The sequence below is a fragment of the Mycolicibacillus trivialis genome (genome assembly GCF_002102395.1).
In the GTDB taxonomy this organism is placed as follows: domain Bacteria; phylum Actinomycetota; class Actinomycetes; order Mycobacteriales; family Mycobacteriaceae; genus Mycobacterium; species Mycobacterium triviale.
Window position 1 is genome coordinate 72,698 of sequence record NZ_LQPZ01000044.1, and the last position, 14,644, is coordinate 87,341.

Genomic DNA, 14,644 nt, shown 5'->3' on the forward strand with positions numbered 1-14,644 from the left:
CGAGGGAGGGGGAGCGGATGTCGGCCGAGGGTGCCGCCGGGCTCCGGATCCGCGCGCGACTGCGGGTGGGGCAGCTGGCCCGGCACCGGTGCGAGGTGTTGTGCACCGAGTTGCAGCGGGAGGCCGCGGCGCTGTCGCGGCGCGACCTGGCCGGGTTCCCGGCGCGGGTGCGCCGGCGTGCGGCCGGCACCGTCGCGGAGATCGACGGCGACATCACCGCGGCGCTGGCCGGGCTGGCCGCCCTCGCGGCCGGGCCCGCGAGCGCGGTGGGGGCACCGTGCCCGCGGCCGGTGCTGCCGGATCCCCCCGCGGCCCGGCCGCTGGAGCAGCGGCTGACCGGGCTGGTGGGGGTCGGTTTCGGCACCGGAGTGGGGGCGTCGCTGACCCGGCTGCTCGGCGAGGCCGCCGCCGGCCCGGCCGTGCTGGTGGCCGGGGCGGCGGGCGGGTTGGCGGTCGCGGTGTGGATGGTGGGGGCGCGGGGGCTGCTGCAGCGGCGCGCCCTGCTGGAGCGCTGGGTCGGGGCGGTCGCGGCGGTGTTGCGGACGACCGCCGCCCAGCGGGTGGCGATCCGGCTGCCGGCCGGCTGAACAGTGCTGGTGGCGCCGTCCGCCGAGCGTGTGCGCCCGCCGCACCCCGGCGGCGCCGGTCACGATAACCTCTATTAAAGGGTTTATAAGGACCGCGCAACCGACACAGGAGAGTTCCATGACCTCAGCGACCGTCCCCGGGTTGCAGAACGCGCCGACCACCCACCAGGGGCTGCTCGAGTGGGTGCGGGAGATCGCCGAGCTCACCCAGCCGGACCGGGTGGCCTTCGCGGACGGGTCCGACGAGGAGTGGCGCCGGCTTTGTGACCAGCTGGTCGAGGCGGGCACCTTCCGCCGGCTCAACGACGAGCTCAAACCCAACTCCTACCTGGCGCTGTCCGACCCGGCGGACGTGGCGCGGGTGGAGTCGCGCACCTTCATCTGCTCCGAGCGGGAGATCGACGCCGGGCCCACCAACAACTGGATGGACCCCGCTGAGATGCGGTCGACGATGACCGAGCTCTACCGCGGCTGCATGCGCGGACGCACGATGTGGGTGGTGCCGTTCTGTATGGGGCCGCTCGGCGCCGACGACCCCAAGCTGGGGGTGGAGATCACCGACTCCGAGTACGTCGTCGTCTCGATGAAGATCATGACCAGGATGGGCAAGGCCGCCCTGGACAAGCTCGGCGACGACGGTTTCTTCGTCAAGGCGCTGCACTCGGTGGGCGCCCCGCTGGAGCCCGGCCAGACCGACGTGCCGTGGCCCTGCAACGACACCAAGTACATCACCCACTTCCCGGAGACCCGGGAGATCTGGAGCTACGGCTCCGGCTACGGCGGCAACGCCCTGCTGGGCAAGAAGTGCTACTCGCTGCGCATCGCCTCGGCGATGGCCCACGACGAGGGCTGGCTGGCCGAGCACATGCTGATCCTCAAACTGATCTCCCCGGAGGACAAGGCCTACTACATCGCGGCAGCGTTCCCGTCGGCGTGCGGCAAGACCAACCTGGCGATGATCCAGCCCACCATCCCGGGCTGGCGCGCCGAGACCCTCGGTGACGACATCGCCTGGATGCGGTTCGGCAAGGACGGCCGGCTGTACGCGGTCAACCCCGAGTTCGGCTTCTTCGGGGTGGCGCCGGGCACCAACTGGTCGTCGAACCCCAACGCGATGCACACCATCGAGGGCGGCAACACCATCTTCACCAACGTCGCGCTCACCGACGACAACGACGTGTGGTGGGAGGGCCTGGAGAACGAGCCGGAACACCTGATCGACTGGCGGGGGCAGGACTGGATCCTGCGGGAGCGCGAGGCCAAGGCCGCGCACCCCAACTCCCGGTACTGCACCCCGATGTCGCAGTGCCCGATCCTCGCCCCCGAGTGGGACGACCCGCAGGGGGTGCCGATCTCGGCGATCCTGTTCGGCGGTCGGCGCAAGACCACGGTGCCGCTGGTGACCGAGGCCCGCGATTGGCAACACGGCGTGTTCATCGGCGCCACCCTGGGCAGCGAGCAGACCGCGGCCGCCGAGGGCAAGGTCGGCACCGTGCGCCGCGACCCGATGGCCATGCTGCCGTTCATCGGCTACAACGCCGGGGACTACATGCAGCACTGGATCGACGTGGGCAAGAACGCCGATGAGTCGAAGATGCCGAAGGTGTTCTTCGTCAACTGGTTCCGCCGCGGCGACGACGGCCGGTTCCTGTGGCCGGGCTTCGGGGAGAACTCCCGGGTGCTCAAGTGGATCATCGAGCGGGTCGAAGGTGGCGGTGAGGGCGTCAGTACCGCGATCGGCACCGTGCCCGGCGCCGACGCCCTGGACCTCGAGGGCCTCGACGTCGACCCGGCCGACGTCGACGCGGCGCTGGCCGTCCACGTCGACGAGTGGCGCGAGGAGCTGCCGCTGATCGAGGAGTGGTTCTCCTTCGTCGGTGACCGGCTGCCCTCGGGTGTCCGCGACGAGTTCGAGGCGCTCAAGCAGCGGCTCGACGCCGCCGACCGGGGCTGACCGGCGCGGGCACGGCCCGCTCGTCACAGGCCGCCGCGGGCCACCAGTTGCGCGGCGATCACGTTGCGCTGGATCTCGTTGGTGCCCTCGCCGACGATCATCAGCGGTGCGTCGCGGAAGTAGCGTTCCACGTCGAACTCGGTGGAGTAGCCGTAGCCACCGTGGATGCGGACGGCGTTGAGCGCCACCTGCATCGCCGTCTCCGAGGCGAACAGCTTGGCCATCCCGGCCTCGAGGTCGGCGCGCTCACCGCTGTCGTAGCGTTCGGCGGCGTGCCGGGTGAGCTGCCGGGCTGCGGTGAGCTGGGTCGCCATGTCGGCCAGGTAGTTGCCGATGCTCTGGTGCTTCCAGATCGGCTTGCCGAAGCTCTCCCGCTGCTGGGCGTAGGCCAACGCGTCCTCCAGCGCCGCGGTCGCCACCCCCAGCGCCCGGGCGGCCACCTGGATGCGGCCGGTCTCCAGCCCCTTCATCATCTGGGCGAAACCGCGCCCGGGCACCCCGCCGAGCACCGCTGCGGCCGCGACCACGCAGTCGTCGAACACCAGCTCGCAGGTCTCGACCCCCTTGTAGCCGAGTTTGGGCAGGTCCCGCGACACCGTCAGTCCCGCGGTGGGGTTCTCCACCAGCACCACCGAGATCCCGGTGTGGGCCGGCCGGGCCGCCGGGTCGGTCTTGGCCAGCAGCGCGATCAGCCCGGAGCGGCGGGCGTTGGAGATCCAGGTCTTGGCCCCGGTGATGCGCAGCGTGCCGTCGCCGCGGTCGACAGCGGTGGTGGTCATGTTCTGCAGATCGCTGCCGCCGCCGGGCTCGGTCAGCGCCATCGTGGCGCGCAGTTCGCCGGTGGCCAGCCGCGGCAGGTAGCTCCGCTTCTGCTCGGCGGTGCCGAACAGGTCCAGCAGCCGGGTCACCACGGTGTGCCCGCCCATCGCGCCGGCCAGGCTCATCCAGCCACGCGCCAACTCCTGGGTGACCAGCGCGTAACACCACGTCGACACCGGGGTGCCGCCGTACTCCTCCGGGACCGCCAGCCCGTAGACGCCGAGGTGTTTCATCCGGTCGATCCACGTCTCCGGGTAGGTGTCGGCGTGCTCCAACTGGCGAACCGTGGGTTTCACATCCCGGTCGATGAACGACCGCACGGTGGCCACCAGCAGGGATTCCTCCGCGGTCAACTCGGTGGGCACCGGTGCTCCTTCGGTTGTGCCAGTATCGGTACCGCCATGGTGACCCACGCGGAGGTGGCATGAACGACGGCCCCTACTTCGACGACCTGTCGGTCGGGCTGGTGTTCGACCAGGCGCCGCCGATGACGCTGACCGACGGCGTGGCGGCGGTGCACCAGTCCATCCTCGGCCACCGGCTGCGGTTGGCGCTGGACGGCGAACTCGCCGCGGCGGTCACCGGTGCGCCGGCCCCGCTGGCGCATCCCGCCCTGGTCACCGACGTCGCGATCGGGCAGTCCACGCTGGTCACCCGGCAGGTCAAGGCCAACCTGTTCTACCGCGGCCTGGTCTTCCACCGTTTCCCGGTCCTCGGCGACACGCTGCGGACCCGGACCGAGGTGGTGGGGTTACGGGCCAACTCGGTCCGGCCTGGCCGGGCGCCGACCGGCCTGGCGGCGCTGCGGATGACCACCGTCGACCAGCGGGACCGGACGGTGCTGGACTTCTACCGGTGCGCGATGCTGCCGGCCCGCGAACCGGTGACCGAACCGGCCGACGATCTGGGCCGGGTCGGCGCGGACGCTCCCGCACCCGCGGCCGATCCGACCGGGCACTGGAACGGCGAGGCGTTCCGCGCCCGGGTTCCGGGGCCGCATTTCGAGCCCGGACTGGCCGGTACGCGGCTGGTCAGCAGCGCCGACGTCGTCAGCAGCGCGCCGGAACTCGCCCGATTGACGTTGAACATCGCTGCCGCCCACCATGACTCGCGACGGGGTGGACGACGGTTGGTCTACGGCGGGCACACCATCGGACTGGCGCTCGCGCAGGCCGGGCGACTGCTGCCGAACCTGGCGACGGTGTTGTCGTGGCAGTCCTGCGATCACACCGCGCCGGTCTACGAGGGCGACACCCTCTACAGCGAACTGCATGTGGAAGCCGCGGAGCCGACCCGCCGGGGCGGGATCCTGCGGTTGCGTTCGGTGGTGTACGCGGTGGCCGACGCCGCAGAGCAAGCCGACCGGCCGGTGCTGGACTGGCGGTTCTCAGTCCTGCAGTTCTGAGCGTCAGCCGAACGGAAGATCGCGAAACGGGCTGTCCCGGTACGGGTCCGGCTCCTTGGGCAGGCCCAGCACCCGCTCACCGATGATGTTGCGCTGGATCTGGTCGGTGCCGCCGCCGATCGAGGTGAAATAGGCGTTGAGCGCCCGGAACGTCACGCCGTCACCGGCCGGGTTCTCCGGGCCGGCGAGCATCGACTCCGGTCCGACGATCTCGGTCTCCACCCGCGCCGTCTCGTGCAGGATCCGCGACATCGCGATCTTGCCCAGCGCGGACAGGGTGGCGGCCTCGGCCCGGTCGTCGGTCGCCTTGGCGCGTCGGGTGTTCCAGCGGTTCACGGTGGTCAGCGCCTCCACCCGGGCGATCTGCTGGCGGATGTGGGAATCGTCCAGGCAGCCCGACTGACGCGCCAGCTCGACCAGCCGGTGCTCGCCACCGGCACGCTGGCCGCGCTGCGTGGTGCGGGCCAAATCGCCCATCAGCCGGCGCTCGTAACCCAGTGCGACCTGCAGCACCGCCCACCCCTCGCCGGGAGCGCCGACCCGGTCGGCGTCGGCGACCCGGGCGCCGTCGATGAAGACCTCGTTGAACTCCGATTCGCCGGTGATCTGGTGGATCGGGCGAACCTGCACGCCGGGTTGGCGCATCGGCAGCATGAAGAACGTGATCCCCTGGTGTTTGGGCGCATCCACGTCGGTGCGGGCCACCAACATGCCGTAGTCGGCGGTGGTGGCGAACGACGTCCACACCTTCTGGCCGGTGATCACCCACTCGTCACCGTCGCGTTCGGCGCGGGTGCGCAGGCCGGCCAGGTCACTGCCGGCGCCCGGCTCGCTGTAGAGCAGGCACCACTTGCTCTCGCCGCGGATCGACGACGGGATCAGCCGGCGCTTCTGTTCGTCGCTGCCGCGGTCGTGCAGGGTGCAGGCGAACAGGTTCGCCCGGTCGTGGCCGGAGCCCGGTGCGCCGACAGCCCGGAATTCCTCGGCGACCAAACGGGATTGGCCGTCGGAGAGGCCGCGGCCGTACCATTCCGGTTCCCAGCTGGGCACCGCCCAGCCGGCGTCGACCACCGCCTGGGCGTAGAGCGCTCGGTCGGCGTCGGGTGACCAGTTGGCCGCCAGCCAACTCTGCACCTCGTCGCGCAGTTCCGCATCGGTCGCCACGTCATGCTCCGATCTGCTGTAGGTAGCGTTCCCGGTGCCAGGCCGGCCCGCCCAGCAGTTGCGCGTCACCGCGGGCCCGGCGCAGATACAGATGGGCCGGATGTTCCCAGGTGAAACCGATTCCGCCGTGCACCTGGATCCCGGTCGCGGCGACGAAGACGAACGCCTCCGAGCAGTAGGCCTGTGCCAGCGCCAGATCGGCGATCGCGGAGGTCGAGTCCTCGGCGAAGGCGGCGGCGACCTGGCGCGCGGCCGACACCGCCGACTCGGCCTCCAGCAGCATGTCCGCGCACAGATGCTTCACGGCCTGGAAACTGCCGATCGCCCGGCCGAACTGGAACCGGTTGCGGGCGTAGTCCACCGCCATCCGCATCGCCCGGTGTGCGCCGCCGGCCTGCCCGGCGACCAGGGCGACCGCGGTGTGGTCCAGCGCCTCCGCCACGGCCGTCGCGCCGGAGCCTACGGTTCCGACCAGCCGCGCCGGGGTGTCGACGAACTGCACCCGGTACTGCTTGCGGGTGTGGTCGACCGTGGTCACCGCGGTGACGGTCAGGCCGGCGGCGCCGGCGTCGACGGCGAAGACCGCAGGCCCGGCATCGGTGGCGGCCAGCACGTACAGCAGATCCGCGCGGCCGGCGTCGAGCACGTAGTGCTTGTAACCGGTCAGGTGCCAGGCGTCGCCGATCGCGCCGGCGGAGGTCGCGATCCGTTCCGGCGGGCGCGCCGAGCCGTCCTCGGCGAAGGCCACGCTGACCACCGCTTCGCCGGCGGCGATGCGCGGCAGCACCACCGCCTGCTCGGTTTCGTCTCCGGTCGCGGCGAGCAGTGCGGGCGCCAGCACCGCGGTGGACAGGAAGGGGGCGACCAGAAGGGCCCGGCCCATCTCCTCGGCGACCACGGCCAGTTCGACCGGGCCGGCACCGGACCCGCCGTGCGCTTCCGGGATGGTCAGGCCGAGTAGACCCATCGCCGCCAGCTGCGACCACACCTGCGGGTCGAACCCGGCTTCGCCGGCCATCAGTTCCCGGACGGCGGCCTCGGTGCTGTGTTTGGCCATCAGGTCCGCGACTGCGCTGCGCAACTCGCTGTGCTCGGGCATTCGATCAGCTCCCGGTGGAAAAGGCGGCGTGCATGGCACGGCATTGGCTGGCGAAATAATTCTGCGACACCGTTTTCCACGGTGCCAGTAGGTCGAAGCCGTGGAAGGCGCCCGGGACCACCTCGAGGTGGCACGCCACCCCCGCGCTGATCAGCCGGCCGGCGTAGGCCAGGCACTCGCCGTGGAACAGATCGTGGGTGCCCACGCCGATCCAGGCCGGCGCCAGCCCGCCCAGATCCTCGCGGCGGCCCGGCACCGCGACGGCGGGGTCGGCGTCGCCGAGATAACATGCCCAGCCGAACCGGTTGGCGGCCGGAGACCACAACCGGTAGCGGCGGTCCGGCGGCAGCGACCCGCTGCGGTCGTCGAGCATCGGATACGACAACACCTGCAACACCGGGTCGGGCAACCCCGCCTCGTCGCGGGCCCGCAACGCCAAGGCGGCCGCCAACCCGCCGCCGGCGCTGGCCCCGCCGACCGCGATCCGCGCCGCGTTCACGGTGGGCATCGACGCGAGCCGGGACAGGGCGGCGGCGCCGTCGTCGAGGGCGGCGGGGTAGGGGTGTCGGGGCGCCAACCGGTAGTCGAGGGCGGCGACGGTGGCGCCGAGCATCGCGGCGATCCGCCGGCACAGCCGGTCGTCCTGACGCGCGGTGCCCAGCACGTAGCCGCCGTGCAGCCACAGCAGCGCGGGTGTGGCGCCCGATGTGCCGGGCGGATGATGCAGCCGCAACCGCGCGCCGCTGGACAGGGTCAGCACCTCGACGCCGCGGGCCGGCGGGGCCAGCCGCGCCGCGGCGCGCAGGACACGCAGGTTCCGCGGTCCCAGCGAGGCGCGCGGGATCAGGCGGGCGAGGCCGACCAGATCGCTGTGGACAACGTTCACGGTGCCGCCTCCAGCTTGTCGATCTGCGCGGTGAACAGGTCGAGCACCCGGTCGTCGGCCTCGGTCTCGCTGTCGGTGCCGCTCTGGCTGCGATCCATCGCCTCGACGAGTACCCCGCGGTAGTAACCGGCGAGGACCCGCGCGGTCAAGTGGTTGGTGCCGCCGGTGGAGGCCGACGGTGCGATCACCTGCACGGTGTAGCCCAGGGCCCAGCCCGGTGCGCCGTCGATGTGCAGCGGCTGCACGGTCGCGCGGCCCTCCTGCCGTTGGCCGGTGGGCTGGTTGACGATGGTGAACTCCCGGCAGCGTTCGAGGTAGTCGGCCAGCGGAATCGGTTGGGCCGCCACGCTGAGCATCACCTCGAAGGCCTGCATGGTGTCGGCGGTGTAGTGCGACAACACCGCGTCGGCGACCTGCTCGGAGCCGGCCGGTTCGCCGAGCAGATCCGAGCATTCGGTGGGGCTGAAGCTCATGTCGTGCGGCGGGCCGAACGTCTTGGTCTCGGAGGTGTCCAGCGAGGTGATCCAGGTGGCGTCGTCACCGAGGTCGGGGAAGACCGCGCGGTCGACGAGCATCTCCTCGGCCAGGGCGGTGATGTCGGGCTTGGCCGAGGGCTTCGTTGCCGAATCGCCGCCACGCCCCACGGCCACGATCACCCCGGCGGCGATGACGACCACCGCCGCAAGCCCGGCCAGGCTCAGCCACAACGCCTTCCGTGACCGCTGTGGGCTGTGGACCGGCTCGTCGGCCACCCATAGCGGCCAGCCGGGCGGCACCGGCCCCCATGCCGGGTCCGGCTGCCACGACGGGTCGGGCACCCAACCCGGCGGCGCGGGAGGCCAATTCGGTGGCGGGTTGAAACGCATTCGGCGGGGCCTGCTTTCGGATCGTCGGCGACGACGGGGGTGGTGGGAGACGGGTTAGGGCGCGGCCTCCAATTCGTCGATCTGCGCGGTGAACAGGGTCAACAGCGGCTCGGAGGTGGTGCTGCGGAACGAGTCCAGGTCCGTCGGGTCGTCGACGTCGTCGGCACCGATCGCCTGGACCAGCAGGCCTCGGTAGTAACCGGACAGGATCTGCATGGCCATGCCGGATCCGCCGTCGGAGTCCGGGCCGCCGAACCCGATGGTGTAGGCGACCGCCCAGCGCGGCAGGCCGTCGATGGCCTCGGGTTGCACGGTCGCGGACAGCTTTTCGTCGCCGGCGTCGGCGATCGTGAAGGTCCGGCAGGCGTCGACGAGGCGGGCCAGCGGCACCTGCTCGTCGCCGATGCTCAGCTGCACCGCGTAGGCGAGCCGGTGATCGAGGCTGAATGCGCTGACCTTCGCGCCCACCGAGTCGGTGGCCGACCGCGGCGCATCGGGTAGGTCGGCGCAGTCGGCGGGCTCGACGGTGAGGTCCTCCGGCGGGCCGAACGAGTCCGGGTCGTCCTCGTGCCAGTCGGTGAAGACGTCGTCGTCACCGATGGTGGGGAACCGGGACTTGTCGATGAGCAGGTCGGTGTTGAGCGCGGTGATGTCGGGTTTGGCCGACGCCGAGGACGGCGCCGAGTCCCGCGACGTCACCGCGATGAGCGCGCCCGCGGCGACGATCACCGCCACCACCAGCGCACCGAGCCCCAGCCACAGCGGCGTGCGGGAGCGCGGCGCCTGCGGCGGGGGGAACGGCCCCGACGGGTAGAACGGCCCCGACGGATAGTCCACCGCGGCCGCGAGGTCGCCGGGCCGGTCGTCGGGAACCCAGAGCTGCCAGCCCGGCGGTGGCGGGCCCCAGGCGGGATCGGGTTGCCAGCCGGCGTCGGGCACCCAGCCGGGCGGCGCGGGTGGCCAGTTCGGCGGCGGGTTGAAACGCATGAGCTGGGTTCCTGCTCTCAGAAGTCCTGGTGACCGTGTGCCTGGTGTTCCGTGTGCCTGGTGACCCGAAGCCTAGCTCCCGGCCCCGCGTCGGACCCGCCGCCGGCCGAGCGTGAACACCTGCTCACGTTCGGGCTCGAGCGTGAACCTGGGCGCACGTTCGGCGGGGGCAGGGCGCACGTTCGGCGGGGGTAGGGCGCACGTTCGGCGGGGGTAGGGCGCACGTTGGGCGCGGGCACAGCGCGGTGCGGGCCGGCATAGGGACGGCCGGGTCAGGGCGCGGCCTCGAGCTTGTCGACCTGGGCGTTGAACAGCCGCACCAGATCGTCGAGCTGGGCGGGTTCGGCGGTGGTCGAATCCGACTTACCGGACACGATCTGCTCCGACGACGCCTCGACCAGCACGCCGCGGTAGTAGCCGCTGATCGCCGAGGCGTCCATCGCGGTGGAGAACGGGATCCCCGGCACCGACGAACTGGTGGTGGTGCGGTAGCCCACCGCCCACGACGGGATACCCGACACGTCGAGTGGGGTGACCTCGCCGTCCATGTCCATCGACTTGTCCAGCCCGGGCAGGCTGGTGCTGATCGTGAAGCTGTGGCACTTGTCCAGGTAGTCGTGCACGTCACGCTGCCCGCCGCCGAGGACCAGGTTCACCCCCACCGAGCGCATTCCCTGCGAACCGCGACTGGACAGTCGCGCCGCCGCGCGCTGGGTGGCGGTCGCCGGGCCGCCGAGCAGGTCGGCGCACTCCTGCGGGCTGACCGTGATGTCGCCGGGCATCGTCTCGTCCTCGTCGTCGTCGCCGTCGTTGAGGTAGTCGCGCCACTCGCCGTCGGCGACGTCGGGGAACACCGACCGGTCGACCAGGAGGTCCTTGCTCAGCGTGGTCAGGTCGGATTTCGCCGACGGCTTCTGGCCGCCGCCGCTGCGGGCGGCGACGATCACCAGGGCACCGGCCGCCAGGACCACGACGGCGACCAGCGCGGCCAGCCCGAGCCACAGCTTGGCTCGCGACTTTTGCGGACCCCCGGGCGGGTACGGGGCCGGGTAGCCGGGCGGATACGGCGGCGCGCCCAGCGGGGCGGCGTCGTCGACCCAGAACTGCCAGCCCGGTGGGGCCGGGCCCCACGCCGGGTCCGGCTGCCACTGCGGATCCGGAGCCCACCCCGGCGGGGTGGGCGGCCAGTTCGGGGGTGGGTTGAAACGCATCGGCAAGGCTCCCGCTCGTCCGTCGTGTGCGGCCAGGTCGTCAGCCAGCCTAAACAAGTCCCGGAGCGGCCGCGTCGGGCCGGGGCGAACGCCCCGCCGGGCCGCGGCAAACCCCCAACCCGCCGATCCGAGAGCCCTCCGGGGGTAGGCTGCGGCACATGGCTAAGCCGGAAACCAGTTTGGTGGACCGTGCGCAACGGCTGCTGCGGGCCCGCCCGAGCGACTACATGCTGGCGCTGAGCCAGGCCTCCGCGTCGCTCCCGGTGATCGGCAGACACCTCGAACCGCTCGGCGGAATGACCGCGATGAGTGTGTGGGGCACCCGCCACCTGCCGGATTTCCTGTCCACCACGGCGCGCACCTGGCTGGCGCCGGGCAGCGGTGAAGTGCGGCGCCGGGAGCGGGACCAGACCCGTCCGGCCGCCCGCGATGCGCTGCGCGACCTGGTGCCTGCCGACCTGCTTGCCGCCGACTGGCCCGAGCCGGACCGGACCCCGCCGGCCCTGCGCGCGCTGCAGCACCGCCGCTACCTGCACCGCGCCGCGGTGCGCTACGGCAGCGAGCCGACCCAACTCCTGGACGTGTGGCGCCGCCGCGACCTGCCCGCCGGAAAGGCGCCGGTGCTGGTCTTCCTCCCCGGCGGCGCCTGGGTGCACGGCAGCCGCACCCTGCAGGGCTACGCCCTGATGTCGCACCTGGCCCAGCAGGGCTGGGTCTGCCTGTCGGTCGAGTACCGGGTGGCGCCGCACAACCCGTGGCCCAACCATTTGATCGACGTCAAGACCGCGATCGCCTGGGCCCGCGCCAACGTCGACAAGTTCGGCGGGGACCGCAACTTCGTGGCCGTCGCAGGCTGCTCGGCCGGCGGGCATCTGGCCGCGCTGGCCGGGCTCACCGCGGGCGACCCGGCCCTGGCCGCCGACCTGCCCGAGGGGGCGGACACCTCCGTCGACGCGGTCGTGCCGATCTACGGCCGCTACGACTGGCAGGACCGCTCCACCCCGGAGCGGGAGCAGTTCGTCGACTTCCTACAGCGGATCGTGGTGCAGAACTCGATCCGCCGGTCGCCCGAGGTGTTCCGCGACGCCTCCCCGATCGAACGGGTCCACCCGCAGGCGCCGCCGCTGCTGGCGGTGCACGGCAGCCGCGACACCGTCATCCCGGTGGAGCAGGCGCGCGCGTTCGTCGATCGGTTGCGCCGGGTGTCGAGCGCCGAGGTCGGCTACCTGGAGTTGCCCGGCGCCGGGCACGGTTTCGACATGACGGACGGGGCCCGAACCGGGACCGCGGTCACCGCAATCGGACTGTTCCTCAACCAGATTCACCGCAGCAGCGCGAAAGTCGGCGTTAAAGCGGCGATGTAGCCCGGCGGAGTGCCGCCCGACGGTATTGTCCCTCCTCAGGGAGGTACCGCGTGAAACGGTTGAGTGGCTGGGATGCGGTCTTGCTGTACAGCGAGACACCCAACGTCCACATGCACACGCTCAAGGTGGCGGTGATCGAGTTGGACGCCGAGCATCGCGGCTTCAACGTCGAGCAGTTCCGGGCGGTGCTGCGTGGCCGGCTGTACAAGCTGGAGCCGTTTCGCTACCAACTGGTCGACATCCCGTTCAAGTTCCACCACCCGATGTGGCGGGAGAACTGCGAAGTCGACCTCGACTACCACGTGCGCCCATGGCGGTTGCCCGCCCCGGGCGGTCGCCGTGAACTCGATGAGGCCATCGGCGAGATCGCCAGCACCGCACTGGACCGCAGCAGGCCGCTGTGGGAGATGTACTTCATCGAGGGCCTGGCCGACAACCGGATCGCGGTGGTCGGCAAGATCCACCACGCGCTCGCCGACGGGGTCGCCTCGGCCAACCTCATGGCACAGGGCATGGACCTGCAGCGCGGACGGGACGTGGCGCGCGACTACCCCACCGATCCGCCGCCGACCCGCGGCGAACTGGTCCGGTCGGCTTTCCGCGACCATCTGCGCCAGGTCGGCCGGATCCCGGCCACCGTGCGCTACACCGGGGCCGGGCTGGGACGGGTACGCCGCAGCGGCCGGCGACTCTCCCCGGAACTGACCCGGCCGTTCACCCCGCCGCCGAGTTTCATGAACCACGTGCTCACCCCGGGCCGGCGGTTCGCCACCGCCACCCTGGCTCTGGCGGACGTCAAGGAGACCGGCAAGGCACTGGGTGTCACGATCAACGACATGGTGCTGTCGGTCGCGGCCGGCGCCCTGCGCACGCTGCTGGTGCGCTACGACGGCCACGCCGACCACCCGCTGCTGGCGTCGGTGCCGATGGGCTACGACTTCTCCCCGGAACGGATCTCCGGTAACCGGTTCAGCGGTGTGCTGGTCCCGCTACCGGTGGACGCCGACGACGCGCTGGAACGGGTGCGGCGGGTGAACGAGGCAGCCACCGAGGCCAAGGAGACCAACCAGCTGATCGGCCCCGAACTGATCACCCAGTGGGCGGCCTACTTCCCACCGGCGGCGATGGAGGCCCTGTTCCGTCGGATGTCGCTGTCGGAGGGGCAGAACAAGACCCTCAACCTCAACGTCTCGAACGTGCCCGGACCGCGCGAGCACGGCCGGGTCGGCGGAGCGCTGGTCACCGAGATCTACTCGGTGGGTCCGCTGACAGCGGGCGCCGGGGTCAACATCACCGTCTGGAGCTACGTCGACCAACTCAACATCTCGGTGCTGACCGACGCGGTGACCATTGAGGATCCGCACGAGATCACCGCGGCGATGGTCACCGAGTTCAGCGCCATCCGCCGGGCCGCCGGACTGCCCGAGGAGTTGACGGTCATCCAGGCCGCGATGGCGCCGGCCTGAGATACGGTTCGGCTCAGCCGATCACCGGGAAACGGCGCTCGGCGGCCAGTTCGTCGAGCGCATCCTGCATCACTGAACGAACGTGCGCGTCAACGGCTTCGATGTCCGGGTCCTCGCCGAACTCCGCGACGATGTCGATCGGGTCCAGCACCTGGGTGACGATCTTGGTCGGCAGCGGAAGGTTCGGCGGCACCACCGCCGACAGCCCGAACGGGAAACCGAACGACACCGGCAGGATCTTCGCCCGGAACAGCTTGTCCAGTCGCAGCGCTTTGGCCAGCCACTCACCGCGGGACAGGAAAAGTTGGCTCTGCTGACCGCCGATCGATACCGACGGGACAATCGGCACACCGGCGTTCAGCGCCGCGCGCACGTACCCGGTGCGGCCACCGAAGTCGATCGTGTTCTCCGACAGTGTCGGCCGGTAGACGTCGTAGTCACCGCCGGGGAAGACCACCACCACCCCACCCGAGCGCAGTGCGGCCTCGGCGTTTTCGTGGTTGGCGTGGATGAAGCCGATCCGGATGAAGAAATCGGCGGTGGCGCCGGTGAGCAGCATGTCGTGGCTGAGCGTGTAGACCGGCCGGTCGTAGCCGAACTTCTCGTAGAATCCGGTCGCGAACACTGGCACGTCCATGGCGAACAGTCCGCCGGAGTGGTTGGCGACCACCAGGGCGCCGCCGGGCGGGAAGGACTCCAACCCGCGGGTCTCGGCGCGGTGATAGCCCTTCACCACCGGACGCAGCCAGCCCATCACCCGTTCGGTGAAGCCGGGGTCCCACTTGGCGGTTTCGGAACGATCGCTCTCACGTGCACTCATCAGGGCGCCAATCCTA

Annotated in this window: 13 protein-coding genes; 5 read left to right on the top strand and 8 right to left on the bottom strand. The window is 71.3% G+C overall.

The features are described from left to right. Positions 1 to 17 precede the first annotated feature (17 nt). The gene (locus AWC30_RS15540; RefSeq protein WP_085111134.1) at positions 18 to 587 is read left to right on the top strand and encodes a hypothetical protein; all 570 of its coding nucleotides are present in this window, start codon (positions 18 to 20) and stop codon (positions 585 to 587) included. A 118-nt stretch (positions 588 to 705) separates the two neighbouring features. Next, complete coding sequence (locus AWC30_RS15545) at positions 706 to 2,541, top strand: phosphoenolpyruvate carboxykinase (GTP) (RefSeq protein WP_085111135.1); 1,836 nt, start codon at positions 706 to 708, stop codon at positions 2,539 to 2,541. 23 nt (positions 2,542 to 2,564) lie between these two features. Here the strand turns inward: AWC30_RS15545 and AWC30_RS15550 are convergent, their stop codons facing one another. Then, positions 2,565 to 3,725 (bottom strand): acyl-CoA dehydrogenase family protein, encoded by a 1,161-nt coding sequence (locus tag AWC30_RS15550; RefSeq protein ID WP_085111136.1) that lies wholly within the window; start codon positions 3,723 to 3,725, stop codon positions 2,565 to 2,567. 59 nt (positions 3,726 to 3,784) lie between these two features. Between AWC30_RS15550 and AWC30_RS15555 the strand changes: the two genes are divergently transcribed. Then, positions 3,785 to 4,765, top strand: a complete 981-nt coding sequence (locus tag AWC30_RS15555; RefSeq protein ID WP_085111137.1) for a MaoC family dehydratase — start codon at positions 3,785 to 3,787, stop codon at positions 4,763 to 4,765. 3 nt (positions 4,766 to 4,768) lie between these two features. Here the strand turns inward: AWC30_RS15555 and AWC30_RS15560 are convergent, their stop codons facing one another. The 6 genes from AWC30_RS15560 to AWC30_RS15580 all read right to left on the bottom strand — a co-directional run bounded on the left by AWC30_RS15560 (position 4,769) and on the right by AWC30_RS15580 (position 10,978). Beyond that, positions 4,769 to 5,929, bottom strand: a complete 1,161-nt coding sequence (locus AWC30_RS15560) for an acyl-CoA dehydrogenase family protein (protein ID WP_085111138.1) — start codon at positions 5,927 to 5,929, stop codon at positions 4,769 to 4,771. 1 nt (position 5,930) lies between these two features. Then, entirely contained in the window at positions 5,931 to 7,028 is a 1,098-nt protein-coding gene (locus tag AWC30_RS15565) for an acyl-CoA dehydrogenase family protein (protein WP_085111139.1), read from the bottom strand. A 4-nt stretch (positions 7,029 to 7,032) separates the two neighbouring features. Further along, a complete protein-coding gene (locus tag AWC30_RS15570; protein WP_234808120.1) occupies positions 7,033 to 7,914 on the bottom strand; it encodes an alpha/beta hydrolase fold domain-containing protein in 882 nt (293 codons plus the stop codon). Further along, positions 7,911 to 8,780 (bottom strand): hypothetical protein, encoded by an 870-nt coding sequence (locus AWC30_RS18135; RefSeq protein ID WP_234808121.1) that lies wholly within the window; start codon positions 8,778 to 8,780, stop codon positions 7,911 to 7,913. Before AWC30_RS18135 ends, AWC30_RS15570 begins: the two co-directional genes overlap by 4 nt. Positions 8,781 to 8,834: 54 nt before the next feature. Next, entirely contained in the window at positions 8,835 to 9,767 is a 933-nt protein-coding gene (locus AWC30_RS15575) for a hypothetical protein (RefSeq protein WP_085111140.1), read from the bottom strand. Positions 9,768 to 10,039: 272 nt separating this feature from the next. Beyond that, on the bottom strand, positions 10,040 to 10,978 hold the full coding sequence (locus AWC30_RS15580) for a hypothetical protein (protein ID WP_165756492.1): 939 nt from the start codon (positions 10,976 to 10,978) through the stop codon (positions 10,040 to 10,042). 158 nt (positions 10,979 to 11,136) lie between these two features. Here AWC30_RS15580 and AWC30_RS15585 point away from each other — a divergent pair, with 158 nt between their 5' ends. Together AWC30_RS15585 and AWC30_RS15590 are read left to right on the top strand one after the other, a co-directional pair. Then, positions 11,137 to 12,342, top strand: a complete 1,206-nt coding sequence (locus tag AWC30_RS15585; RefSeq protein WP_085111142.1) for an alpha/beta hydrolase — start codon at positions 11,137 to 11,139, stop codon at positions 12,340 to 12,342. Between the two features lie 50 nt (positions 12,343 to 12,392). After that, the gene (locus tag AWC30_RS15590; RefSeq protein WP_085111143.1) at positions 12,393 to 13,808 is read left to right on the top strand and encodes a WS/DGAT/MGAT family O-acyltransferase; all 1,416 of its coding nucleotides are present in this window, start codon (positions 12,393 to 12,395) and stop codon (positions 13,806 to 13,808) included. Between the two features lie 13 nt (positions 13,809 to 13,821). On the opposite strand, the gene AWC30_RS15595 is transcribed toward AWC30_RS15590, so the two are convergent. Beyond that, the gene (locus AWC30_RS15595) at positions 13,822 to 14,628 is read right to left on the bottom strand and encodes a 1-acyl-sn-glycerol-3-phosphate acyltransferase (protein ID WP_085111144.1); all 807 of its coding nucleotides are present in this window, start codon (positions 14,626 to 14,628) and stop codon (positions 13,822 to 13,824) included. Between the last annotated feature and the right edge of the window lie 16 nt (positions 14,629 to 14,644).

Coding starts and splice junctions, on each gene's coding strand:
- AWC30_RS18135 (WP_234808121.1), bottom strand. CDS start 8,780: ATGCGTTTCAACCCGCCACCGAATTGGCCTCCCGCGCCGCCGGGTTGG.
- AWC30_RS15555 (WP_085111137.1), top strand. CDS start 3,785: ATGAACGACGGCCCCTACTTCGACGACCTGTCGGTCGGGCTGGTGTTC.
- AWC30_RS15565 (WP_085111139.1), bottom strand. CDS start 7,028: ATGCCCGAGCACAGCGAGTTGCGCAGCGCAGTCGCGGACCTGATGGCC.
- AWC30_RS15545 (WP_085111135.1), top strand. CDS start 706: ATGACCTCAGCGACCGTCCCCGGGTTGCAGAACGCGCCGACCACCCAC.
- AWC30_RS15580 (WP_165756492.1), bottom strand. CDS start 10,978: ATGCGTTTCAACCCACCCCCGAACTGGCCGCCCACCCCGCCGGGGTGG.
- AWC30_RS15540 (WP_085111134.1), top strand. CDS start 18: ATGTCGGCCGAGGGTGCCGCCGGGCTCCGGATCCGCGCGCGACTGCGG.
- AWC30_RS15575 (WP_085111140.1), bottom strand. CDS start 9,767: ATGCGTTTCAACCCGCCGCCGAACTGGCCACCCGCGCCGCCCGGCTGG.
- AWC30_RS15585 (WP_085111142.1), top strand. CDS start 11,137: ATGGCTAAGCCGGAAACCAGTTTGGTGGACCGTGCGCAACGGCTGCTG.
- AWC30_RS15595 (WP_085111144.1), bottom strand. CDS start 14,628: ATGAGTGCACGTGAGAGCGATCGTTCCGAAACCGCCAAGTGGGACCCC.